This window comes from Methanomicrobiales archaeon, assembly GCA_030019205.1.
GTDB lineage: Archaea > Halobacteriota > Methanomicrobia > Methanomicrobiales > JACTUA01 > JASEFH01.
Genome location: JASEFH010000020.1, coordinates 17,274 through 39,607 on the forward strand (window position 1 = coordinate 17,274; position 22,334 = coordinate 39,607).

The following is a 22,334-nucleotide window of genomic DNA, read 5'->3' on the forward strand; positions in this document are numbered from 1 at the left end:
ATCCCTTCGGTTCGCGGCTGCGTTGCGAAAGAGGCAGGGATACTGATTCCCCCGATCTGTCTCTGCGCTCCGATGCTCGATCGAAGCCTGATGCGCAGGAACATCCGCCGCCCTGATCCAGGCCTCTCGCACCCAAGAGCGGGGGCAAGGAGGGAGGGGGTCCCGCTGCTGCGAGATCCGGGGAAGATGTCCGGTACAGGCCACGACTCCCTCCCCTTCCCCGCTGTACAATCGTCGCCGGGAGATCCATGCGAATCCGACAGATGCCCCTTCCCTGTGCTGACCATCTATCTTCAGCGATCTCGGCACGCGGTGTCCTGGCAGAGCCCGGTGCGTCAGACTCCTTGCCGCGGGAGACCGGCCCAATCGCACGGGGGCTGAAGGGTCTCGAGAATCTCCGCCCTCTCTATCATACCCCGCGGAGGTGGCATGCCGCCGCCCTGCGCCAGGGGAGTTGAGCAGCGTCGCTCCGCCCTCTCGCATCCTTGCTTCCCCCTGCAGTGCGATGGGCGGAATCCGTGCATCTATCCCGATCGGAAGTCGATGCAACGGCACCGCTCCGCGGAAGAAGGTGGGGAATACGGGGGGTGGACAGCCCCGGTATCCTGCTGCACATTCCGGAGGGAATAGGAAGACCCCCGCCCGACAGCGGGAGGGGATAGGCTCTATTCCACGACAAGATTCGCGGAGTAGCGGTCGGTGTCGGCGAGGAGGAAGATCTCGCTCATCGCGAGGCCGCCCTTGGGGCAGATCTCGGTGCACTGCCCGCAGAAGACGCAAGAAGGTATGTAGATCCGGATCTGCTTGGTCTCCGGGACGAGCTCGATCGCGTTGCCCGGACAGATCCGCACGCAGAGACCGCAGCCCGTGCACTCCTCGCCCACCTTCGCCAGCTTCCCGCGATACTGCGGCGGGACTTCCACCGGCGGGTGGATCGCCGCCTCCCCCCGGGACGCCTTCTGCAGGAACTGGGTCATCGACGGCGGCAGGTACTTCGCCGGGAACGGATTCGTGGCCGGCTTCCGGAAGAGCTGCCTCAGAAGCTCGGCGACCATCGGAAATCTCACAGCAGCACCCCCGCATCCAGCACGATGAGGGCGAGACCCAGGATGCCGAGCCCGCCGAGGTAGGTCCAGTAAAACGAGACCACCTGGGTAATCCGCAGACGGGCTGCCGCCACCCGGATCAGACTGATGGAGACGAACATCACGGCAAAGAGCTTCGCGAGGAAGAAGAGGGTGTCCGCGATCCCGGCGGCGATGCCGCCGATACCGAGCACCGGCGCGATCGCATACGGGAAGAAGAGCGCCACCACCAGGGCGGAGATGGCGATCGTCCTCACCCCGTGGGCGATCTGGAAGAGTGCGAGGTTCCGCCCGGAGTACTCGACGAGAAGCCCGCCCGCCAGCTCCGTCTCCGCCTCCGGGGTGTCGAAGGGGATGCGGGATACTTCGGCCGGCGTCACAAGCAGGAGCACCAGCAGGAGGATCGCAAAGCCGACGATGCCGAGCGGCCCGAGCACCCCCCAGAGGGGGTTGGCGGCGATCGTGGTGAGCGCAAACGGGAGCGCAACACCCGCAACGGCGAGCCGCCATGCGATCGCGATGACGATGATGGCGATGGGCAGCTCGTAGGCCATCATCGTCACCATCTCCCTCTGCGCCCCTACCGTCGCGTAGGGGGAGCCGGAAGCGAACCCGCCTGCGACCATCGCGAGCGCCGGCACCGTGAGCAGGTACATGACGAGGACCAGATCCCCGCTCCCCCCGAGCAGCGGAGGAAAGCCCCCGATGGGCAGGTAGAACAGAATCGCGATCCCCCCGGCGAGGGCGATCAGCGGGGCCATGTTGAAGAGGAGCGGTATGGAGTCCCCCGGCACGATGCTCTCCTTCGTGAGCAGTTTCGCCACGTCCGTGAAGGGCTGGGTGACGGGCGGGCCGATGCGGGCCTGCATGTGGGCGGTGATCTTTCGGTCGATCCCAAGGTAGAGGAGCCCGACGACGATGGCAAAGACCGTGACGGCGAGGATGCCCCCCACGGTCAGCACGATCTCGGTCACGAGCGGCATCGTTCCAGCCTCCGCGTCTTCTCGACCGAGAGACGGTGCAGGTCGTCCCGCGTGAGGATCTCTTTCCTGCCGTCCTGCACGATCGCGACCCGATCCGTGCAGGATAGGCAGGGATCGATCGAGGCGACGACGATCGGGATATCCGCGATCTGCTCCCCTTCCAGCATCGGCACCCAGGACATGATGTTGCTGTAGGTGGACGCCTTCACCTTCCAGATATCGAGCGGTTCCTTGCCGGCCATCCGCACGTAGTGCATGTCCTCGCCCCGCGGCGCTTCCACGCGCCCGATCGCCTCGCCCTTCGCTTTCCGCAGGGTTGCCAGAAGCTTCGGAATCTTCCGCTCCGCCAGGATCTCTCCCTCCGGCATGTCCTTCAGACACTGATCGATGATCTCAACCGACTGGGCGACCTCCAGGAGCCGCACCACGATGCGGTCGTACACGTCCCCCCGCACCTCGCCCGTCAGTTCGTCCGGCGTGATCGCGTGGACGTCCAGATCCGCGTACGCCGCGTAGGGGAAGTCCTGCCGCACGTCCTTCTTGACCCCGGAGGCGCGGGTGCTCGGGCCCACGGCGCAGAGCCGGAGCGCGTCCTCCTTTGTCAGGATGCCGGTGTCCCGCGTGCGGAGCTGGATCGTCGTGTCCTTCAGGAACAGCGTCGCCAGGTGGTCGAAGATACTGCGGTAGTGCTCGAGGGACTGCCTCACCCGCGGGTACTGCTCAGGCGTGATGTCCCGCCGCACGCCGCCGAACTGGTTCATCCCGTAGTTCACGCGGTTGCCGGAGATGTACTCCAGCAGATCCATCACGTCCTCCCGCTCCCGCCAGGAGAGGAAGAGGAGCGAGTCGAACCCGAGCTCGTGGGCGGCGACTCCCGCCCAGAGGAGGTGGGAGTGGATCCGTTCCAGCTCGGCGATGATGGTGCGGATGTACTGCGCCCGCTCCGGCACCTCGATCCCCGCGATCTTCTCCACCGCCTGGCAGAGGGCGAAGGAGTGGGAGATGCCGCAGATCCCGCAGATGCGCTCGGAGAGGTATAGGGTGCGGATGGGGTTCCTCCGCATCCCCATCCACTCGATCCCGCGGTGCGCCTGCCCCGGCGCGTAGTCCACCTTCTCGATCCGCTCCCCGTCCATCTGGAAGGTGAACTGGACCGGTTCCTTGAGTGCGGGGTGCGCCGGCCCGATGGGGACGTTGATTAAGGATTTTTTCTTCCTGTCACTTGCTGCCATGCTCCCCCTCCCCGGCACAGGTCTCGCAGACCCCGCCGCCCGGCTCCACCACGGGCCTGTGCGCCTCCCGGTAGGCGGGCCTGCCCACCTCCGAGAGGTTTTTCACCATCTCATCGGGGACGCCGCTCGCGTCCTTTCTCCAGGGGTACACACCGGCGGGAAAATCGTCCGGCAGGAAGAGCCGCCTTGCATCGGGTATCCCTTCCACCGTCACCCCGAGCATCTCCTGCTTCTCCCGCTCGCTCGTGAGGGCGCCCGGGATGATATCGGTGATTGTCGGGATCGTCAGGTCGGACTTCGGGAGCGAGACCCCGATGTTCACCGCCGTCTCCCGCAGGTGCTCCCCGTAGTAGATGAAGAGGTGGTAGATGAGCTCCACCTCCTCGCCGTTGTCCGCGCCGGAGATCACCCCGAGGTGAGGGTAGTCGATCGCAACCAGCGCCGAGATCAGGTCGCGGAAGATCGAGCGATCGACCCGGATCCAGATCTCGCGGTTGGCGTTCTTCTTCCGTCCGTAGCGATACTCCCGGATCTCGGCGCTGCGGATGCCCGTGCCGAACCGCTTCTGGAAAACCTCAAGGATCTCCTGCGGTTCCTGGACTCTCTCTCTCATGCCTTCCCCTCCAGCTGCTCCAGCTTCTCGACCGCCTTCACCACGCCGTAGAGAATCCCTTCCGGCCGCGGCGGGCAGCCCGGCACGTAGACGTCCACGGGAATCACCTGATCCACGGGGCCGACAAGGTTGTAGGACTCGTAGAACGGGCTCCCCGATGACCCGCAGACACCCACCACCACCACCATTTTCGGATCGGGCATCTGGGCGTATACGCGGCGGAGCCTCGGCTCCATCTTGCGGGTCACGGGTCCGGTGACGAGCATCACGTCGGCGTGCCGCGGGGACCCCACCAGCCGGATCCCGAACCGTTCGGGATCGTAGCGGGGCGTGATTGCAGCGACGATCTCGATCTCGCATCCATTGCAGGAGCCCGAGTTGAAATGGTAGACCCATAGCGATTTCTTGAACGATCGCAGAGATTTCATGGCATCAGCCCTATGATCACTATGATGAGTGCCGTGATCCCGAGGAACCAGAGCACGTAGTCGTTCAGCACGCCCGTATGAACGGGGACAGTCCGCCGGTAGTACTGCGCCAGGGCCTCTAAAAACCCCCAGTAGAGATTTCCCGCCCGGACGTGGATGGCTCCCTTCTCCGGCTGGACGTTCCCGGAGAGGAATGCCTCGGTCTGGGCGGTTCCCCGCTTGTAGCCCTCCTCCCCTGCCCGCCAGATCAGGTAGGCGACGGCAGCGGCGATCGCGACGGCGAGGATCCAGACCAGGGGGTCCCAGAACCCGTAGCCGGTCTCGAGCGCGGTCTCCAGAGCCATCTCACGCACCTCCCAGCACAGCGGCGATGTAGCCCCCCTGGTCCACCAGGGCGCGGGCGGCCGGCTCGATCAGCACGTTCACCACCACCTCCGGGAAGATCCCGAAGACGATCACGACCGCCGCCAGGATCCCCATACCGACGAGCATGGACAGCGGAACTTCCTCTGCCTCCGTGTACTCTGGGAGCCGCGGCCCCATAAAGATTGAGTGGAACACCTTGACAAACGAGGCCAGGGTAAGTACCGACACAACCATCGCGATGATGGAGAGGAGCGGGTTGAAGAGGAAGACCGACTCGTAGATGAGAAGTTTCGAGGCAAACCCGTTGAACGGCGGAATACCCGCGATGGCGAGCGCGCCGATGATGAAGAAGACCATGGTGAACGGCATCGTGTGCCCGAGACCGCCCATACGGTTCATGTCCTGGTGGCCGACGCGGTGGATGATCGCCCCCGCGGTCAGGAAGAGCAGCCCCTTGTACATCGCGTGGTTGAAGATGTGGAAGATCCCGCCCGACATCGCCGTGAAACCGAACGCGGAGAGCGCTGCCGGATCGTTGAGGACAGCGATCCCCACGCCGACGCCGAGAAGCATGTAGCCGGTCTGGGAGATCGCGTGGTAGGCCATGAGCCGCTTGACGTCCTTCTGCGGCAGCGCCATCGTCACGCCCACCACCATGGAGAGCACGCCGAGGACGATGATGATCCAGCCGACGGTGGATGCGTTCAGGGTGATGTTGTAGAGGCTGAAGATGACGCGGAAGAGGCCGTAGAGGCTGGCCTGGCTGGTCACGACCAGCATCGCGGTGACAGAGGAGGGTGCCATGGAGTAGGCGTCCGGCGTCCAGAAGTGCATCGGGACCGCTCCCGCCTTCATGGCGAGCGCGCCTACCAGCAGCGCCAGGGCGATCTCGTCCAGCAGCGTATACTGCATCCGGGAAGCGATGGCAGCGATGTTCAGGAAATTGTACTGGCCGTAGAAGATTCCGACCGCCACCAGCACCAGGAGGGCGCCCAGGGTGGAGAGGATGGCGTACTTGATCCCCGCCTCGACCGCCCGCCCGTGGTCGATTCTGTAGGCGACGAGCGCCGACGAGGCGAGGGCGGAGATCTCCAGGAAGACGAAGAAGTTGAAGAGGTCGCCCGTGGAGACCATGCCAAAGACCGCGGTGATCATCAGCAGGAAGAGCGTGTAGTAGCTCTCCAGGCGGGAGCGTCCGCTGTCGCCGGCGAGAGAGTATAGGATCACGGACAGCCCGACGATCGCGGCGATCAGCTCCATGAGAGCGCCCATCGCGTCCACAGTGAAGACGATCCGCACCGGGATGCCGCCCGAGTCCAGGGGGATGGCCAGATGCGGGGCTGCCGCCCCGAAGACGTAGATCACGGTCCCCGTCGTGTAGACGGCATACGCGAGCACGGCGGCAAAGAAGGCCGTGAACCCCATCGCCAGCACCGCCCAGAGGTTCCGGGCGAAGCGGCTGATTCTCCCGACGAGGGGCATCGAAAACGCCGCCAGGAGCGGCACGGCGATAAGGAGCGCCGGTGCGTTCTGGACGATCAGATCCCCGTTCATTCGCGCAGCCTCCGTATCTTCTCCGTATCCACGGTTCCATACCTACGGTAGATGACGATCGCAAAAGAGAGGAGCATCGCGCTCGTGGCCACGCCGATCACGATCGATGTGAGCGTCAGCGCCTGCACCGTGGGCATGACCATGAACGGGGAGGGGGCACCCGTGTAGATCGGCGCAATGCCGCCTTCCCTGTAGCCGAGGGTGATCAGGAAGAGATTGACCGAGGACTCGAACACGGTGAGCCCGAGCAGGATCTTCACCAGGTTCCTCCGTGTGAGAATCGTGAAGAGCCCGATCAGGGCGAGCAGCGCCACGGTGATGAGAGGCACGTTGTAAAGCATTCAGGATTCCCCCCTGGAGACGCTGGAGAGCATGTAGAGGAGGATCAGGGAGAGTCCTCCCCACACCTCCAGCCCGACGGCAACGTTCATGATGGGCACGACGCCGCCTGTCAGCAGATCACCGGGATTCGGTCCTGCGGGCACGGGATTGCCGAACAGGAGGATACCGCTGTTCGCAAGCCAGTTCGCGAAGAACGCACCGCCCACGGCGAGCGCGGCGAGGGCAGATACCAGGAAGAGGAGGAGTCCGAAGGACTCGCGGATGCTCATCCCCTCCTTTGTGATCCGTTTCGATACGGCGCTGTACTCGTGGGCGATGATCACGAGCACGGTACCGGTGGCAATCACCGCTCCGCCCTGGAACCCGCCCCCGGGAGTCAGGTGGCCGTGGATGATGACGTAGAACCCGAAGGTCAGGACGAAAGGGTAGAGCAGGTTCGCCGCGGTACGGACGATCTTACTCATCTGCATGCGGTTCGCCTCCCGTTTCACCTTCTTCAGCATTCTCGCGCTCCTCTCCGGCAAGCAACCTGCGGAAGAGGATCCCGACGCCGAGCACGCTCGTGAAGAGGACGGTTGCCTCGCCGAGCGTATCGAAGCCACGGTAGTCGAAGACGACCGCCGTGACGATGTTGTTGGTTGCTGTCTGCTCCTGTCCGTGCTCGATGTAGTAGTCGTCGACGTCCGCTGCAGGCGGATCCCCGAACTCCAGCTGGAGCGCGACTGAGAAGAACGCGCCCGCCAGGACCAGCATGGTGAGCGCGACCGCCACGGTTCTGGCGGTCATGGACTCCCCTCCTCCCGACCGACGGTGCGGATGGTGACGATGAAGATTGCGGTGGTGAGGCCGGCCCCGATCGAGGCCTGAGCGATCGCAACGTCCGGCGCCTGAAGGATGTAGAACTCGACCGACACCAGGAAGCTGAAGAGACCCGCCGCGATGGCGGCGGCCAGAAGGTCCCGGAACCAGTAGATCAGGAGCGCAGAGACGGCGAGTCCGATAAGCACCAGAAGGTGCAGGACGGTCTCGATCATCGCTTCACCTCCGCAAGGCGGTCCACGACCGCGGGGCTCGGGCGCACCCCGCTGCGGTGGGCGGCGCGGGCGATGGCATGCGCCCCCGTGGCGTTGGTGATCGCGAGGGCGAAGACCGCCACCAGGGTGTGGAGGGCGAGGGTGAGATACTGCCCGTCTGCCGAGGCAGAGAGGTTGTAGAGCCCGTAGACGACCACGGTTAGGGATGTGAAGATCGAACCGAAGGTGGTCGCCTTGGTGGTCGCGTGCAGGCGGGTGTAGACGTCCGGGAACCGCAGGAGCCCGAGCACACCGAGCCCGTTGAAGAAGAGCCCGACGGCCAGCAGGGAGATCAGAAGGATGTCCCGTGGATCCACTACAGCTCGCCTCCCAGGTACTTGGCGATGAAGATGGTGGAGACGAACGAGAGCAGTGCGTAGACGATCGCCACATCGACGAAGATGAACTGCTGGAAGGCGACGCCGAGCAGGATCAGGATCGCGACGACGAAGGTATTGACTGTGTCCAGGGCGACCGCTCGATCGGCTGCCGTCGGCCCCCGGGCGAGGCGGATGGTGGCAAGGGCGATGAACGCGGCGATGACCATCGCCGCCGAAAACCAGGGGTCGATCATTCGGCGATCCTCCGGATCCAGGCCGGGATGTCGGTGAACGTGAAGAGGTCCCCGGCCTCGACGATGTCCTTCCCTTCCTCGCCCGGCGGGATGTTGATGACGTGGATGAAGAGGTCGTTCGTCTCGTCGATGTCCACCGAGAGCGTCCCCGGGGTGAGTGTGATCGAGTCCGCCAGCATGACCGCACCCAGATCCGTCGCAAGACCCGATCTCACCCGCACGATGCCCGGGCGGATGCGGCCGGTGATGACGCGGTAGGCCACGTCCAGATTGGCTTTTGCCATCTCCAGGAAGAAGGGCACGATGTAGAAGAGAAGCAGAAGCCACCGCAGCGGGTTCGCCATCCGGTAGTCCCCCCTCCCCGCAAAGAAGGTCCGGGAAGCCGCTGCGACCAGCAGCGCCAGCAGTAGCCCCATCGCCAGTTCCGCCGGGGACCAGACGAGGAGATCGCCGCTGCCGGCCGCCAGCAGCAGGTAGATCAGGAATGCAAACAATGCCGTCACGACAAACGGAATCATGGCTTCACCCTGAATGGTTCACGTATCTCCATAGTTCGAGTTCACATCCATCGGATAGTAGAGGATGGACCGGCTGAAAGCAAAAGCGTGATTGTTCGAATGCGGCCGGTCCGGTCTATCATGATTAATTATTACATATTCTTCTAATTAAAAACATATCATCGCTTCCTGCCAGGTTTGGGAGAGCGGTATCGAGACAGCGGTCCGGTTGCCATCCGGCGCGCCGACCTGTCCCGCGGGCGGATCTCAGGAAAAGCGTTCGATCCGATCCAGAGACGGGAGTCCGGAACCGCAGGATCAAGGTTATCATCTGTCCGATCCCATATTTACCAAGAGATGCACCGCCCTTTTCTCGGGAAGAATCACCTGCACTGGTGCGATGCCTGCCATGTGCCGGTTCTCGCGCGGCGCTGCTCCTGCGGGGGCGCAACGCGCGAAGTGCCCCTGACCCCCCCGGGGGACGTCCGCCCGGCATTTCCCTCGGATGTCGAGACGATCAACCGGATCTATGCCGACTGTTTCGGGGCTCCGCTGATTCCGGAGGGTCACCTTGCGCTGCTGAACAAGGTGCCGGACGCGGATCGGATGGAGGAGGTGATCGTCGGGGGCGCCGTTGTCGGCGCCGTCCGCTACCTCCCGAAGATCGGACGGTGGGAGGCGATCCCGAGGGTCTCCGCCCTCGCCCTGATGCAGCCCACGCGGCGGGTGGTGACGGTGGACGACGGCGCCGTCGCTTCCATCCGCGAAGGTGCCAGTCTCCTTGCTCCCGGGCTCGTTGCCATCGACGACGCCGTTGCCGCCGGTGACGAGGTCTTCCTGATCGGGCGATCGGGTGAGGCGGCCGGCGTCGGGCGCGCCCGGTTCCCGGCGGCAGAAGCGAGGGAGATGAAACGCGGCGCCATCGTGCGCACGCGGAAGAACACCTCCACACCCTGTATCCCCGGTGCGGCCGGCTGGGAGAGGGCGGTCGAGGCCAATGCCGCCGTGCTCGCCGGGTACGAACTGAAGGCGATCGAGTTCGTGCGGGAGACGGCAGAACAGCACCCCCTGCCTCCCAGCGTCTCCTACTCGGGGGGGAAGGACAGCCTCGCCGTGCTGCTGGTGGTCTGCAAAGCGATCGGCAAGGTCCCGCTGATCTTCGCGGACAGCGGTCTCGAGTTTCCCGAGACCCTCGCCAATGTCGAGGAGGTGGCGGCCCGGTACGGGCTTCCGCTGGAGGTGGCCCGCCACGGCGGGAAGTTCTGGGAGTTCTTCGAGCGCGAAGGGCCGCCGGCGATCGACGCCCGCTGGTGCTGCGCGGTCTGCAAGCTCACGCCGGTGAACGAGCTGATCGGGGAGCGTTTCGGGGAATGTCTCTCCTTCATCGGCCAGAGAAGGTACGAGTCCGTGAGAAGGGCCGCTTCACGGAGGATATGGAGAAACCCGAAGATCCCGCGGCAGCTGGCCGCGGCGCCTCTCCAGCACTGGACCGCCCTGCACGTATGGCTCTATCTCTTCAGTCAGGACGCCCCGTACAACCGCCTCTACGCGGAGGGGCTCGATCGGATCGGCTGCTTCATGTGCCCGGCGAGCGACATGGCCGTGATAGAGCGGATCCGGGAGCTGCATCCCGATCTCTGGTCGTCCTGGGAGGAGCGGCTGGAGGCGTACCGTGCGTCCCGCGGCCTGCCGCCGGAGTGGTCGCGGGAGGGGCTCTGGCGGCAACGCAGAGGGAGTTCCCATGGCTAGGGTGGCGATCGTCGACTACGGTCTCGGCAACCTGCGGAGCGTGAGGAGGGGGCTGGAGCGGGCCGGGGCAAGAGTCGTTGTCACCGCGGATCGGGACTGCATTGAGGCGGCCGACGGGATTGTCCTCCCCGGTGTTGGTGCGTTCCGCGAGGGGATGGAGATGCTGGGATGCCTGAAGTCGACGGTTGTGCGGGTATCAAGGGACGTGCCTCTCCTCGGTATCTGCCTGGGAATGCAGATGCTGATGGACGAGAGCGAGGAGCACGGGCGCAACGCCGGGCTGGGCCTGGTTCCGGGACGCGTGCGGCGGTTTCCGTCGGCAGCCGGGATGAAGGTGCCGCACATGGGCTGGAACACCATCCACGTAGAGGAGGACGACCCTCTCTTCGAGGGGCTCTCTCGGGACGAGTACGTCTACTTCGTCCACTCCTACTACGCGGAGACCGTTCCCGCCCATACCCTCACCACCACCGAGTACATCCTCCCCTTCGCATCCTCTGTCCGCTGTGGGCAGACCTACGGCGTGCAGTTCCACCCGGAGAAGAGCGGATCCGCGGGGCTGCGGATCCTGGAGAACTTCATCCATCTCCTGTGATCTGGGCCCGCCTCTTTTCAATCCGGTTTTCTCAATTCTAACCCGCAGTATGACAAGCCCTCTTGGGCAGATCGTAAAATCGATAACGAGAAAGCCAGCTGATCCGCGTATTGGCATGAAGTGCGCATCATCTTCGTGATTACTCCAATCCAGGCCTATCGCACCATTGGGGGGAGGGGGATTTGAAGGGGGAGGGGGGCGCACCCCCCCTGTACCCCCACCCCCGCTGGTGCGATGCCCTACAAGGGAGGCAGATCCGGGAGCGCTACGTCACCGAACCCCCAACCCGCTAGAACGATAGCCGCCAAGGGAGGTAAGCACTCAGATCGACATTGTACACGGCAACACCTCGTCCTATAGACACCGCATACAGGATCTGGCCCTATCGCAATCCTGGGTGGAGCCCGAGGGGAGAGGGTGCGCTCTAGGCACCCTGCCGCGCCGCAATACAAACGTACGATTGAGGGGAGGATGGCAACCGCTTCAGTGGCATGACCGTATCCCCGCCTGCGATAGGGGACTCTCAAAAATGAAGAAGCCTGATTTCAGACCGATCCAGCCCACCGGATCGCCCGTCTGCGGACCAGAAGCTCGTAGAGGATGAGCGCGATCAGGACCGCCACGCCGCCGACGAAGAACGACAGGATCAGGGATAGATAGGGATTAGTCGGGGATGCGGCGTCGGGTTCGGAAGCGGCCGCCACGCCCAGGAGCCGGTCCTCTGAAGGCGCAGCCGTCTTCTCCACGAAGTTCTGCGGCGCGAGATCCGCCCCGGGAATGAGGGAGGCAACGGCAAACGCGACGATGCTCGCCGCCACCAGGCAGCAGAAGAGCGACGCGTACTTCAGGAGCAGGGAGCGGATATCCGTTGCCTGCGGCGCCACGATCACAAGCTGGTCGCGCAGCCCGTACACCTTCACCTCCCGCCCCTTGCGGCTCCATCGCTTCTCGACCACCTCCAGCATCTCCGCATCAAGCAGGTTCTCCATGTGGTACTGGATGGTGGTGATCGGGAGGGAGAGTTTCTCGGCGATCTGGCTTGAGGTATGCCCCCCCTCCCGCAGAAGCGTCAGGATATCGTTGGCCGTCTTGCTCGAGATCGCCTTGGCGATCTTCTGCGCCCGGTCGTCGCCGGGCTTTAACACAACCAGATTTTCAGCCATGGAGACGCTCCTCGATCAGGGCCCGCCCCATCTCCCCGGCCCTGCCGACCCCTCCGGCATCCGCACCGCTCCCCTGCGCGAGCCGCGGGTTGCCTCCTCCCCTGCCTCCGACCGCCTCGCAGACGGGTCGGACGATCTCGGCCGCGTTCACCCGGGGATCTCCCGAAGCCGCGACCACGTTCACCCGCTCGTCCACGCCGATGAGGAGGGCCACCCCCCCGCTCTCCGCGATCCGGGTCCCCAGCAGCACCAGGTCCCGCATGGACGACGGTTCTTCGCCCGTCCGCACGACGACGGGCGTGCCCCCGATGTGCTCGGCCCTGTCGAGCATCTGCTGCACGGTGAGTTCGACCAGCCGCTCCCGCAGACGCTCGATCTCCTTGCCGCGCTCCTTCCACTCGCTGAAGAACCGCTGGGCCGCCGCCGGCAGGTGCTCCGGCTGGACTGATAGCGCCGCACTCGCGCTTGCCAGCAGATCGTCCTGCCTCTGCATGTGGTAGATGGCGGCTGTTCCGGCGGCGAACTCCAGCCGCTCCACGCCGTCCTGGACGTGCTCCACCCGGATGATCTTGATGGTGCCGACCTCGCCGGAGCTCCTGCAGTGCGTCCCGGCGCAGGCCTGCACCTCGCCGTCCACCTGCACCACCCGGATCAGCTGTCCCGGCGGGACCCCTCCCTGGTAGAGGTCGAACCCGAACTTCTGCTCGGCCCGCACACGCTCCTCCCAGCGGATGTAGACAGGCAGATCCGCCATCACCAGCTGGTTGGCAACGACCTCTATCCGCTTCAGCTCCTCGGGCGTGATATGCCGGAAGTGGCGGATATCCAGGCGCGAACTCTCGCTCCCCTTCTGGGCGCCCGCCTGGTGTATGTGGCTCCCGAGCACCTCTTTTGCCGCCCGCAGAAGCAGATGGGTTGCCGTGTGGTGGCGCATCAGCGAGCGCCGCCGCTCCTCGTCGATCATCCCCCTGACCCGTTCGCCCCGCTGCAGGACGCCCCCCTGCACCTGGTGGAGGACGACATTCCCGAGCTTGATCGCGGACTCCACCCGCACCACGCTGTCGGCCGTGATCAGGGTGCCGGTGTCGGAGGGCTGTCCCCCCCCTTCGGGATAGAAGAGCGTGGCGTCTAGGACGACGTAGCCGTCGAAGTAGTCCAGCACCACCGCCTCGAACTCCATGTCGACCGGCTGCTCGTAGTAGAGCAGCGTCGTCGGCGGGAGATGGGCCACTCGCTCCCGGTACCTCGCCATCGGATCCTCCTCCGCCGCCGCGGCGGCGGAATGGAGCTCGGCGATGAGGGAGTAGAAGTTGGCGGGCAGATTCACCTCGGCACCCTCCTCCGCCGCGATCTCCTGGACCATCTCCGGCGGGATGCCGTGGGAGTCGTAGAGGATCATCAGCTCCTTCGTCGGCACCGCCTCGTCCCGCTTCCGGTACTGCGCGGCCACCTTCTGGACGATGCGCCGCCCCCGTGCGAGCGTCTCCCTGTAGCGCCCCACCTCGTTTGCCACGATCTCGCGCACCACGTCCAGGTCCTGGTCGAACGATTCGAGGTCCGCCTTCCGCAACTGCACCTCGATCAGATCCGCCAGGTCCTCCTCGGGCGCCACCTCGTTCATCATCCGCAGGGTGCGGCGGAGCACCAGGCGGGCGAGGTAGCCCTCCCGCACGTTCGAGGGGACGATACAGTCCCCGAGCATGTAGGCGAGGCAGCGGGTGTGATCGGCGATCGCGTAGATCCGCTCGATCGGTGTGATCAGCGCGTGGAAAGTCTCGAGATCCAGCCCGGCCGCATCCGCCACCCGCCGGCGGAGCACCTCGATCTTCTCGCCCGATATGTCCATCAGCCCGGCATGCCGGGCATAGAGAGAGAGGATTCGCTCGTACTCCCGGTCCGTCAGGCGGTCGGCGAGCCCGGACGACCTGCGGAGCCGCCCGACGATCTCCGGAAAGACCGCATCGTATACAGTGGGGGCGCCGCTCGATGCCCAGACGAACCGCTCCAGCCCGTAGCCGGTGTCCACCACCCGCGTCCGCATCGGGTAGTAGCGCTCGCCGCCGAGATCCAGAGGTGGATAGTCCGTCGGCGTACGCCCCAGGTACATGAAGACGAGCGTGGCGACCTCGAGGCCCCCGATCAGCACCTCCACGCTCGGGCCGGCATTCCCGCCACCGATCCAGGGATGTTCCTTGTAAGTGATCCGCGAAAGGTCCGCCCCGATGGAGGCGAGAAACTCATCGCAGAGCGCGACCGTCTCGTTCTTCCAGTAGATCTCCTTCTCGTCGGTATTGAAGGCGTGGTGGGCCATCATCTCGAAGAGTGTCAGGTGCCGCCCGGAGCGCCCGACGGAGTCCAGATCGTTCAGGCGGATGCATGGCTGGGAGATGGTGAGCGGGTTGGCCGGAGGCGGCACCTCCCCGCTCGTCACGTAGGGCTGGAAATCGGCGATGGAGGCGATCGTCAGGTAGATGTCATCCCGCCAGCGCGCCGCCACGGGGTAGCGCGGGATCCGTACGTGACCATGCCGCTCGAAGAAGGAGAGGAACGCTTCCCGCATCTCGTCCAGCGTATGCGGTGCAAAGACCGGATTCCCGATGAAGCGATAGGATTCGCAGGGAGCGTCGCCGCAGATCGCAAGCTCCGGGTTCCGGGTCCAGAAGGCGGCGCCGCAGGATCGGCAGACCTTCCGCACGAGGCCCTGGTCCCGGAAATAGTCGAGCCGGTATTCTTCTTCGAGCATGGAAAATCCCTGATTTACCACCTATATTAACGTTTGAGTGATAAAAATTGTTTGCTACGGCGTCTCCCTGTCCAGGGCATCGACGTACCAGAGGCTGAACGTCTCGTACAGGCCGGTCGCCTCGGCGATCGCGACGGCGAGGATGTGCGAGCACTCTCTTCCCCGGAAGAGGAAGTCACGGCAGCTGCAGAAGTCCTCCTCCACCACGTACTCGTCGTGATAGCCGACGACCACGAAGAAATCGCGGTAGCGCTTCACCCGCCCCTCTTTAACAGCGGCGAGCGCCTTCCTGCCGCGCTCGCCGAACCGTATCCCGATCTCGTCCTCGACCTCGGGGGTGAGACCGCTCTCTCCCATGAGGCGCTGCCACAGGTCATTCCTGGTAACGGATACTTGGCGACTCATCGATGAACTCCCAATTCATGCGGCGGGCAAGGGCCCGCATCCCGGGGGCCTCCAGGGCGTGGTGCGTGGACTCGATGCAGGGGAGGGGGGATGCGATGGCCACGTGGTGGCGCAGCTCCGCCGAGAGGAATGCATCCGCGCCACGCTCCGCGGCCTCCTCGAGGAGGACAGGATCGAATCCGCTGCCGCCCGCCACAGCAAGCTTGCGGATCCTGTCAACTTTTCCCCAGATACGCACCCCGCCCTCCAGCCTTCGCACCATCTCGGCGAGCGGCAGGGTCGCATCGCCGATACAGCCCATCGAGAGGGGCTCCACATTGCGGAGGCCGAGCAGACCCGCGAGAGTGTCGTTGATCCCGCCCCGGGCTCGGTCGAAGTTAGTGTGCATCACATAGAGGTTGATTCCGCCCGTGAGCAGGGGACGCACCGCCCGTGCCAGGAAGCCCCGGACCGAGGTCGTGGGCGTGAAGAGAGGGGTGTGGTGGACAACCAGGAGATCGATAGACGAAAGGACTGCAGACTCCGCTACGGCGGGCGTGGCATCCAGCGCACAGCCGATCCGCTCGATCTCCTCGCGCCCCTCGATGATAAGGCCGATCCTTCCCTCATCCATCGGATCCGCCAGGTCCGGAGGAGCGATGCGCTCCAGATCCCGGATGGCTGCCCGAATATTCATAGAATATATACGCCCCGGGAGGTTAAATAGATTGTATTACCTGGCGGGATAAACACATCTATAAGTAATACCGTTCACTACAATACGATATGGACAAATCCATCGAGCTCATCAATCAGCGAATCCGGGATGGGAGCGCCCGCGTCGTGACGGCGGAAGAGATGCCCCTCCTGGTGCGTGAGCTTGGTGAGGAGGAGGCTCTCCGCGAGGTGGACGTGGTAACGACGGGGACCTTCGGGGCGATGTGCTCGTCTGGTGCATTTTTGAACTTCGGCCATGCTGATCCGCCCATCCGGATGGAGCGGCTGTGGCTGAATGACGTGGAGGCCTACGGAGGGATTGCGGCGGTCGACGCGTTCCTCGGGGCCACACAGCCCTCGACCACTCGCGAAGACTCCTACGGTGGAGCCCACGTGCTGGAGGAGTTCGTCGCCGGCAACGTGGTGGAACTCCGGGCCGTCTCCCGGGGCACGGACTGCTATCCCCGCCGAACGCTGACGACCGAGCTCCAGATCGAGGATCTCAACCAGGCGATCATGTGCAACCCCAGAAACGCCTATCAGCGCTACAACGCCGCGACCAACTCCACAGACCGCACGCTCTTCACCTACATGGGGATGCTCCTCCCCCACTGCGGCAACATCACCTACTCCGGGGCCGGCGTGCTCTCCCCGATCTCCAACGATCCCGCGCTCCGCACCATCGGACGCGGGGTTCCCATCTTCCTGGGCGGAGCCGAGGGGATGATCGTCGGGGAGGGGACGCAGCACTCCCCCGGCAGCCGCTTCGGAACACTGATGGTGAGCGGCGACATGAAGCAGATGCGCCAGGATTTCATGCGGGCGGCGGTCCTGCACGGCTACGGCGTCACCCTCTACATCGGCGTGGGCGTTCCCATCCCGGTCCTGGACCTCGATATCGTGCGGAGCACGGCAATAACCGATGCCGACATCCAGACGAATATCATCGACTACGGCATTCCCCAGCGGGATCGGCCCTCGCTCCGCACGGTGACATATGCGGAGCTGAAGAGCGGGCGGGTCGATCTGAACGGCGAGGAGGTGAAGACCTCCTCGCTCTCCAGCTTCCGTAAGGCCCGCGAGGTGGCAGAGGAGCTGAAGCGCTGGATAGAGAGGGGCGATTTTACACTTGCCCTCCCCACCCGCCGCATCGACGGGCGGAAGGTCGCGCGCCCGATGCGGGAGACGTCCCGCTCGCCCCGCGTGCGGGAGATCATGGACCGCACAGTGGTGAGCGTGCTCGAAGACGATGCGATCGCCACCGCCGCCGAGAAGCTCCTCAAGGGCGAGACCAACCACATTCCGGTGGAGGACCGTGAGGGGCGGCTCGTCGGAATCGTCACCACATACGATGTATCGAAGGCGGTGCTCCGTCCCGGCACGCTGCACAAGGTCAAGGATATCATGACACGGCGGGTAATCAAGACGACCCCCGACGAGGCGGTGGATGTGGCGGCCCAGAAACTGAAGAAGAACAACATCAGCGCGTTGCCCGTGGTGGACGCCGGCGACCAGGTGGTCGGGATGCTGACGGCGCTCGATCTCGGCAAACTCATCAGCCGGAGGGAACCGTAGTGAAGCTCCTGGTGAAGTTCTCCAAGCGGCAGATCCGCGAACCGATCATCGCGCGGCTGGTCCGGGAGACGGGGGTGCTGATCTGCATCGACCGTGCCAATATCGACTCCACCTCCGGCGAGGTGCTGATCGACGTGCCGGACAAACAGGCGGACATGCTCCGGGAGAGGATGGAGGCGATGGGCGCAGAGGTGCGGGTGATCGAGGATTCCATCCTCCGGGACGAGGAGGAGTGCATCGACTGCGGGGCCTGCATCAGCGTCTGCCCGCGGGACGTCTTCAGCTACGATGCCGAATGGCACGTCCGCCTCCGCGAGGAGCGCTGCGTCCTCTGCGGTAAGTGCATACTCGCCTGTCCGCACGGTGCGCTCTCGCAGAGAGTATGAGAGGGGCCGCACCTCCTCTCCGCACGCGGGTAACCGCCCATGACGCTGTTCGCCGACGCGGCAGTCCATGCCGCCACGCTCCTCCTGCAGACGGTGCCGGCGGTGATCCTGGGGGTGGTCGCAGCCGAGATTCTGATGGCCCTGCGGTTCACCGAGCGCATCTCCCGGGCCGCCCGTCCGATCACCGCATTTGCCCATCTCCCGCCGGAGAGCGGCGTCAGCTTCATGACGGCATTCTTCTCCTCACAGGCGGCGGATGCGATGCTCGTCGATTACCACCACACAGGGCGCCTCGGCGAGCGGGAGCTGAAACTCTCGGCCCTCATGAACTCGTTCCCCGCCATCGTGATGCACTGGCGCTACCTGCTGCCGGTCTACCTGCCCCTCATGGGAATCTACGGGCTGATCTACTTCCTCATCCTGACCGCGGTCGGCTTTGCAAAGACCGCTATCATCCTGGTCGCCGGGCACCTGCTCCTTCCGCCCCGCGGCGCCGTTGAGACGGGCACCGAGGAGGGGGCGGGGGTGGTGAGGGCGGTATCCGCGAGGGCGGTCCTCCGCGATGCCCTCGCAGCCTCCGCACAGACCCTGCGGAGAATTCTCGTTATCATGATCCCGACGCTCGTCCTGGTGGCGCTTCTCATCGAGGGGGGCGTGTTCGAGGCGATCGGCGCGTACCTGGGGGGGGTGTCGGGCTACTTCCCCATCCCGGCGGAGGGGATCGGCATCGTTGCCGCAAAACTGGGTTCGTTCGTCGCTGCGGCGAGCGTGGCCTCCGCACTGCTGGCGGCCGGGGACATCTCCGGCAGGGATGCGGTCCTGGCGCTCCTCGTCGGCAACCTCCTCTCCAGCGTCATCTACTCCTTCCGCTGGCTCGGATCGTTCTACATCGCCATCTTCGGGGTGCGGCTCGGGACCCAGATCATGATCGTCTCCACGCTGCTCCAGAACGGGCTTGTACTGGCAGCGATCTTCCTGCTTGCCTGGCTCTGGTAGCCGTCGGTCAGCGGTAACGCTCGTTCAGTTCGGCAGCACGCGCCATGGCCGCATCGGCCTCGACCCCCCGCCCCAGCTTCCGGTATGCCATGCCCTTCAGGATCCAGATCTCCGCGTTATTCTCGTCGATTTCGAGGGCGCGGTCGTACGCCGGTATCGCCTCCTCGAAGCGATTGCTGTTGGCGAGGGCGAGCCCCTTGTTGTACCACGTAAAGACGTTGGAGGCATCCAGTGCGATGCTCCTCTCGTAGCAGGCAAGGGCCTCGTCGTACCGCCCCAGGGTTGCAAGCACGATCCCCCGGTTGTTCCAGGCCCGGGCGTGGCCGCTGTCCAGGGAGAGAGTCCGATCGTAGGCGTCCAGCGCATCCTCGTAGTGCCCCATTGAGAAGAGGGCGTTCCCGCGGCTGAAGTGGGCCCGTGCGTTCTCCGGTTCGAGCTCCGCCGCCCTGGCATAGGCATCCGCCGCATCCTTGAACTTCTGCTGGGCGTAAAGGGCGTCTCCCCTCTCGATCCAGCCTTCCGCATTCCCGGGATCTGCCATGGCAGGGGAAGGTGCGGGCGCCCATATAAAACATGCGGTACCGGAGGACCCCGCACCCTGCGGCGGGGGGGGTTCGGCACCCCTCACGGCAAAGGCGATTGCCACATCCACGGATGTGTCTCCCCACCATGCATATCGCACATGTACCGCAGGTGGAATATTCCCTATAATCATATTATCATATATTATAACAATAATAAAAATAGTTAAATCAGTAAAATATAAATATGCGGGTAATTATTTTTCGTCCATGAATATGCCTGCTGAGATACAAAAAAACCTGGTCAATGTAATCATACGGCATTTCGGCCAGAAGGGGGCGGATAGAATCTGGATTGATGCCCGCGAACTGCGGGAGATCTACGATCTCCCGCTATCCTACGTGCCGATCCTCACCAACTTCCTCAATTACCTCTACCACCAGACCTGGGGAAAATCGAGGTTCCCCTTCGGCGTGACGGCACGGCGGGAAGTGGAAGGGAACGGGCGTCTTCAGTACATCTGGGAGGTCCAGAAGACAATCTGAAAGCGCAGGGTGAAACGGGAGGGGATACGGCGGGACATCGGGAGCGGGCGCAGACGGGAATCCGCGATGTCGGCAGGTCCCGAAGGAGATGATCAGCAGGTTTCCAGGGACGCAGAACCGCATCCCCTCTTCCCCACGGTTCGACTGCGCTGAACGGGATGCTGCACCTTTGTGAGGTATGCCCCGACGGGGGGACAGTTCACCCACCGAGGGTCACATCCTGCTCTTGGTACCACTGCAGCGCCTGGTAGAGGTGCTCGGGGCGGAAGTCGGGCCAGAGTGCATCCACCACGTAGATATCGGCATATACCGACTGTACGGGTAGGAATCCCGATAACCTTCTCCGCCCGCCCCAGCGGATGATCAGGTCGATCCGGGAGACGCCCGCGGATCCGATGGAGGAGAGCACGTCTCGCTGGGGAGTGCCGCCGGCGGCGGTCAGCTGGTTAATGTCCCACTGCCAGCTGTAGTTGATCAGGTGGTTGACCCGGATCGTGCCCCGCCCGAAGACCGTCCTCCGGGTATAGGGCAGCAGCTCCTTCGGGAACATCGGGGATGCGGTGTTCCCCACGACCAGCAGTGCGGCATCTTTCTCTTTGAGCTTGTCAACGGCGAGAACGCAGGCCTTCGAATAGGCTTCCCGCTGGATCGGGGGGCGCTTGGTGTTGTCCTGCGTGAATCCGTAGACGGAGAGCTCCTCGATGCCGAGTGCGATGCAGAGGTCGAGGAGCTGGAATCCCGGAGCGATTCCTTTCTCATACCCGGCGTGTCTGGGGAGACCCCGCGCTATGGCCCAGCGGCGGTTGCCGTCCGGAATCACTCCGATGTGGCGGGGCAGGCGGCTGAACTTCGGCACGCCGTCCCGCTCGGGGCACACCGTGCTGCTCTCTCGGAATTCCCCCGTTCCCGCCTTCCGTCTCCTTTCCCCGAGCGCATCCTCTACCATGGGCCTGCCACCCCGTGCGTCCGCCGCCAATCGGAATCTCTGGACCGTTACAGACAGGTAAGCTACCTTTTTCGAGCAGACGATGATACTGATAATATAAGAAGCCATCGTACGGGCAGCCCCCACCTGTTGGGGACGGACAGCGGGAGACCATGCTGCGGGAGCACTTCGAGTTCAAAGAGACGATCACGACGATCCTCGCCGACAGCGAAGAGCATGTCGCCGCGGCAAAAGAGGGGTTGATCGCGGCGCACCAGGAGGTGGAGCGGTGCATCGCGGCCGACCCCTTCTTTGCTGCCACTCTCGAGGCCTACCGTCCCCGCTGCGAGCTGCGGACCGTGGTGCGGATGGCAGAGGCTTCCGCTTCGCCCGGCGTGGGTCCGATGGCGGCGGTTGCCGGGGCGATCGCCTGGGCGGGGGTCGAAGCGATGCAGGCGTGCGGCGCTCCATTCGCCGTGATCGACAACGGGGGCGATATCGCCCTGGTGAGCGACCGGAGTCTCCGTGTCGGCATCCACGCGGGCGATTCACCGCTCTCGGACCGGATCGCGCTTCTCGTCCCTCCCCAGGAGCAGATTCTCGGGATCTGCACCTCGTCAGCCACGGTCGGACCCTCCATCAGTTTCGGGATGGCGGACGCCGTTACGGTCCTCTCGCGGAATGTGGCGAGCGCCGATGCCTGGGCAACCGCGATCTGCAACGAAGTCACGCCGCAGGACCAGCGCTGCCTGGAGCGGCTCGCCGGTACCGACGTGATCGGGGTCCTTATCGTGATGGGCGACTGCGTGGTACAGTGGGGGGATCTCCCGCCCCTCGTCCCCGCCGCTGTCGGGCGGGATCGAATCACGGCCGGCAGAGCGCTCTATCAACTCTCCTCGATCCAGCGGAACGCACCCCGGTAGGCGCTCCCGCCCTCGAACCGGGCCAGAACCGCTTTGCCGTCCGAGACAGCGACGATCGGAACGGATCCCTCCAGCAGGAAAAGGATCTCGTAGTCGTCGACCTCCTCGACCAGGACCCCGCCCGCGATGAGGGAGGCCGGCGTCAGGATCAGCCGTTCCTGCCCCAGTTCCGAGGGGTTCTCGCGGAAATGGTAGTAGAAGACCTGATAGGCGTTGAGAAAATCGGAGTGGAGAAGATCCTCCCGCTCGCCCTCGGAGAGGCGGTCGAGCGCCTCCGCAAGATCTTCAACCGAATCGCCGCCGATCTCCAGCACCCCGTCCGCCAGTTCCGCGAGTTCGTAGTAGTCCATTCGGAAGCACCTCC

General features: G+C 64.4%; 28 protein-coding genes. 7 read left to right on the plus strand and 21 right to left on the minus strand.

Translation table 11 applies throughout. The features are described 5' to 3' along the window. Positions 1–665 precede the first annotated feature (665 nt). From QMC96_10465 to QMC96_10530, 14 genes are read right to left on the minus strand one after another with little or no spacing between them, the layout of a single operon-like run. Positions 666–1,067, minus strand: coding sequence for a 4Fe-4S dicluster domain-containing protein (locus QMC96_10465; protein ID MDI6877178.1), 402 nt, complete (start codon positions 1,065–1,067; stop codon positions 666–668). Then, a complete protein-coding gene (locus QMC96_10470) occupies positions 1,064–2,068 on the minus strand; it encodes an NADH-quinone oxidoreductase subunit H (protein MDI6877179.1) in 1,005 nt (334 codons plus the stop codon). Before QMC96_10470 ends, QMC96_10465 begins: the two co-directional genes overlap by 4 nt. After that, entirely contained in the window at positions 2,056–3,300 is a 1,245-nt protein-coding gene (locus QMC96_10475; GenBank protein MDI6877180.1) for a nickel-dependent hydrogenase large subunit, read from the minus strand. Before QMC96_10475 ends, QMC96_10470 begins: the two co-directional genes overlap by 13 nt. Continuing rightward, complete coding sequence (locus QMC96_10480; GenBank protein MDI6877181.1) at positions 3,287–3,913, minus strand: NADH-quinone oxidoreductase subunit C; 627 nt, start codon at positions 3,911–3,913, stop codon at positions 3,287–3,289. Before QMC96_10480 ends, QMC96_10475 begins: the two co-directional genes overlap by 14 nt. Then, on the minus strand, positions 3,910–4,341 hold the full coding sequence (locus QMC96_10485) for an NADH-quinone oxidoreductase subunit B family protein (protein ID MDI6877182.1): 432 nt from the start codon (positions 4,339–4,341) through the stop codon (positions 3,910–3,912). The genes QMC96_10480 and QMC96_10485 overlap by 4 nt, the downstream gene beginning before the upstream one ends. After that, complete coding sequence (locus QMC96_10490) at positions 4,338–4,685, minus strand: hydrogenase (protein ID MDI6877183.1); 348 nt, start codon at positions 4,683–4,685, stop codon at positions 4,338–4,340. The genes QMC96_10485 and QMC96_10490 overlap by 4 nt, the downstream gene beginning before the upstream one ends. A 1-nt stretch (position 4,686) precedes the next feature. After that, positions 4,687–6,261 carry a proton-conducting transporter membrane subunit gene (locus QMC96_10495; GenBank protein ID MDI6877184.1) on the minus strand — a complete coding sequence of 525 codons (1,575 nt, stop codon included), beginning with the start codon at positions 6,259–6,261 and terminating at the stop codon, positions 4,687–4,689. Then, entirely contained in the window at positions 6,258–6,602 is a 345-nt protein-coding gene (locus QMC96_10500; GenBank protein MDI6877185.1) for a cation:proton antiporter subunit C, read from the minus strand. The genes QMC96_10495 and QMC96_10500 overlap by 4 nt, the downstream gene beginning before the upstream one ends. Beyond that, positions 6,603–7,106 (minus strand): MnhB domain-containing protein, encoded by a 504-nt coding sequence (locus QMC96_10505; protein MDI6877186.1) that lies wholly within the window; start codon positions 7,104–7,106, stop codon positions 6,603–6,605. Next, complete coding sequence (locus QMC96_10510; protein ID MDI6877187.1) at positions 7,060–7,389, minus strand: hypothetical protein; 330 nt, start codon at positions 7,387–7,389, stop codon at positions 7,060–7,062. The genes QMC96_10505 and QMC96_10510 overlap by 47 nt, the downstream gene beginning before the upstream one ends. Then, positions 7,386–7,637 (minus strand): DUF4040 domain-containing protein, encoded by a 252-nt coding sequence (locus QMC96_10515; protein ID MDI6877188.1) that lies wholly within the window; start codon positions 7,635–7,637, stop codon positions 7,386–7,388. Before QMC96_10515 ends, QMC96_10510 begins: the two co-directional genes overlap by 4 nt. Beyond that, positions 7,634–7,993, minus strand: coding sequence for a monovalent cation/H(+) antiporter subunit G (gene mnhG, locus QMC96_10520; protein MDI6877189.1), 360 nt, complete (start codon positions 7,991–7,993; stop codon positions 7,634–7,636). The genes QMC96_10515 and mnhG overlap by 4 nt, the downstream gene beginning before the upstream one ends. Further along, positions 7,993–8,250, minus strand: a complete 258-nt coding sequence (locus QMC96_10525) for a monovalent cation/H+ antiporter complex subunit F (GenBank protein ID MDI6877190.1) — start codon at positions 8,248–8,250, stop codon at positions 7,993–7,995. The genes mnhG and QMC96_10525 overlap by 1 nt, the downstream gene beginning before the upstream one ends. Further along, entirely contained in the window at positions 8,247–8,768 is a 522-nt protein-coding gene (locus QMC96_10530; GenBank protein ID MDI6877191.1) for a Na+/H+ antiporter subunit E, read from the minus strand. Before QMC96_10530 ends, QMC96_10525 begins: the two co-directional genes overlap by 4 nt. Positions 8,769–9,104: 336 nt before the next feature. Here QMC96_10530 and QMC96_10535 point away from each other — a divergent pair, with 336 nt between their 5' ends. Together QMC96_10535 and hisH are read left to right on the plus strand one after the other, a co-directional pair. Continuing rightward, positions 9,105–10,496: a phosphoadenosine phosphosulfate reductase family protein gene (locus QMC96_10535; GenBank protein ID MDI6877192.1), complete on the plus strand. Its 1,392-nt coding sequence runs from the start codon at positions 9,105–9,107 to the stop codon at positions 10,494–10,496. Then, positions 10,489–11,091 (plus strand): imidazole glycerol phosphate synthase subunit HisH, encoded by a 603-nt coding sequence (gene hisH / locus QMC96_10540; protein ID MDI6877193.1) that lies wholly within the window; start codon positions 10,489–10,491, stop codon positions 11,089–11,091. Before QMC96_10535 ends, hisH begins: the two co-directional genes overlap by 8 nt. A gap of 545 nt (positions 11,092–11,636) precedes the next feature. Here hisH and QMC96_10545 read toward each other — a convergent pair. Genes QMC96_10545 through QMC96_10560 form a run of 4 tightly spaced genes read right to left on the minus strand, consistent with a single transcriptional unit; the run spans position 11,637 to position 16,078 of the window. Beyond that, positions 11,637–12,254: a helix-turn-helix domain-containing protein gene (locus QMC96_10545; protein MDI6877194.1), complete on the minus strand. Its 618-nt coding sequence runs from the start codon at positions 12,252–12,254 to the stop codon at positions 11,637–11,639. After that, a complete protein-coding gene (alaS, locus tag QMC96_10550; GenBank protein ID MDI6877195.1) occupies positions 12,247–14,997 on the minus strand; it encodes an alanine--tRNA ligase in 2,751 nt (916 codons plus the stop codon). The genes QMC96_10545 and alaS overlap by 8 nt, the downstream gene beginning before the upstream one ends. Positions 14,998–15,051: 54 nt before the next feature. Beyond that, positions 15,052–15,402, minus strand: coding sequence for an SWIM zinc finger family protein (locus tag QMC96_10555; GenBank protein MDI6877196.1), 351 nt, complete (start codon positions 15,400–15,402; stop codon positions 15,052–15,054). Continuing rightward, positions 15,371–16,078, minus strand: coding sequence for a Nif3-like dinuclear metal center hexameric protein (locus QMC96_10560; GenBank protein ID MDI6877197.1), 708 nt, complete (start codon positions 16,076–16,078; stop codon positions 15,371–15,373). Before QMC96_10560 ends, QMC96_10555 begins: the two co-directional genes overlap by 32 nt. 89 nt (positions 16,079–16,167) lie before the next feature. Between QMC96_10560 and QMC96_10565 the strand changes: the two genes are divergently transcribed. From QMC96_10565 to QMC96_10575, 3 genes are read left to right on the plus strand one after another with little or no spacing between them, the layout of a single operon-like run. Further along, positions 16,168–17,673: a homocysteine biosynthesis protein gene (locus QMC96_10565; GenBank protein ID MDI6877198.1), complete on the plus strand. Its 1,506-nt coding sequence runs from the start codon at positions 16,168–16,170 to the stop codon at positions 17,671–17,673. Next, positions 17,673–18,059 (plus strand): 4Fe-4S binding protein, encoded by a 387-nt coding sequence (locus QMC96_10570; GenBank protein ID MDI6877199.1) that lies wholly within the window; start codon positions 17,673–17,675, stop codon positions 18,057–18,059. The genes QMC96_10565 and QMC96_10570 overlap by 1 nt, the downstream gene beginning before the upstream one ends. Positions 18,060–18,098: 39 nt before the next feature. Beyond that, the gene (locus tag QMC96_10575; GenBank protein MDI6877200.1) at positions 18,099–19,055 is read left to right on the plus strand and encodes a nucleoside recognition protein; all 957 of its coding nucleotides are present in this window, start codon (positions 18,099–18,101) and stop codon (positions 19,053–19,055) included. Positions 19,056–19,062: 7 nt separating this feature from the next. Here the strand turns inward: QMC96_10575 and QMC96_10580 are convergent, their stop codons facing one another. Next, on the minus strand, positions 19,063–19,596 hold the full coding sequence (locus tag QMC96_10580) for a tetratricopeptide repeat protein (protein ID MDI6877201.1): 534 nt from the start codon (positions 19,594–19,596) through the stop codon (positions 19,063–19,065). A 250-nt stretch (positions 19,597–19,846) separates the two neighbouring features. Between QMC96_10580 and QMC96_10585 the strand changes: the two genes are divergently transcribed. Then, entirely contained in the window at positions 19,847–20,122 is a 276-nt protein-coding gene (locus QMC96_10585; GenBank protein MDI6877202.1) for a hypothetical protein, read from the plus strand. A 199-nt stretch (positions 20,123–20,321) separates the two neighbouring features. On the opposite strand, the gene QMC96_10590 is transcribed toward QMC96_10585, so the two are convergent. Continuing rightward, the gene (locus tag QMC96_10590) at positions 20,322–21,068 is read right to left on the minus strand and encodes an undecaprenyl diphosphate synthase family protein (protein MDI6877203.1); all 747 of its coding nucleotides are present in this window, start codon (positions 21,066–21,068) and stop codon (positions 20,322–20,324) included. A 152-nt stretch (positions 21,069–21,220) separates the two neighbouring features. On the opposite strand from QMC96_10590, the gene QMC96_10595 reads away from it, so the two are divergent. Further along, positions 21,221–21,970 carry a UPF0280 family protein gene (locus QMC96_10595; protein ID MDI6877204.1) on the plus strand — a complete coding sequence of 250 codons (750 nt, stop codon included), beginning with the start codon at positions 21,221–21,223 and terminating at the stop codon, positions 21,968–21,970. Here the strand turns inward: QMC96_10595 and QMC96_10600 are convergent. After that, positions 21,934–22,320: a hypothetical protein gene (locus QMC96_10600; protein ID MDI6877205.1), complete on the minus strand. Its 387-nt coding sequence runs from the start codon at positions 22,318–22,320 to the stop codon at positions 21,934–21,936. The genes QMC96_10595 and QMC96_10600 overlap by 37 nt on opposite strands. Positions 22,321–22,334: the final 14 nt, after the last annotated feature.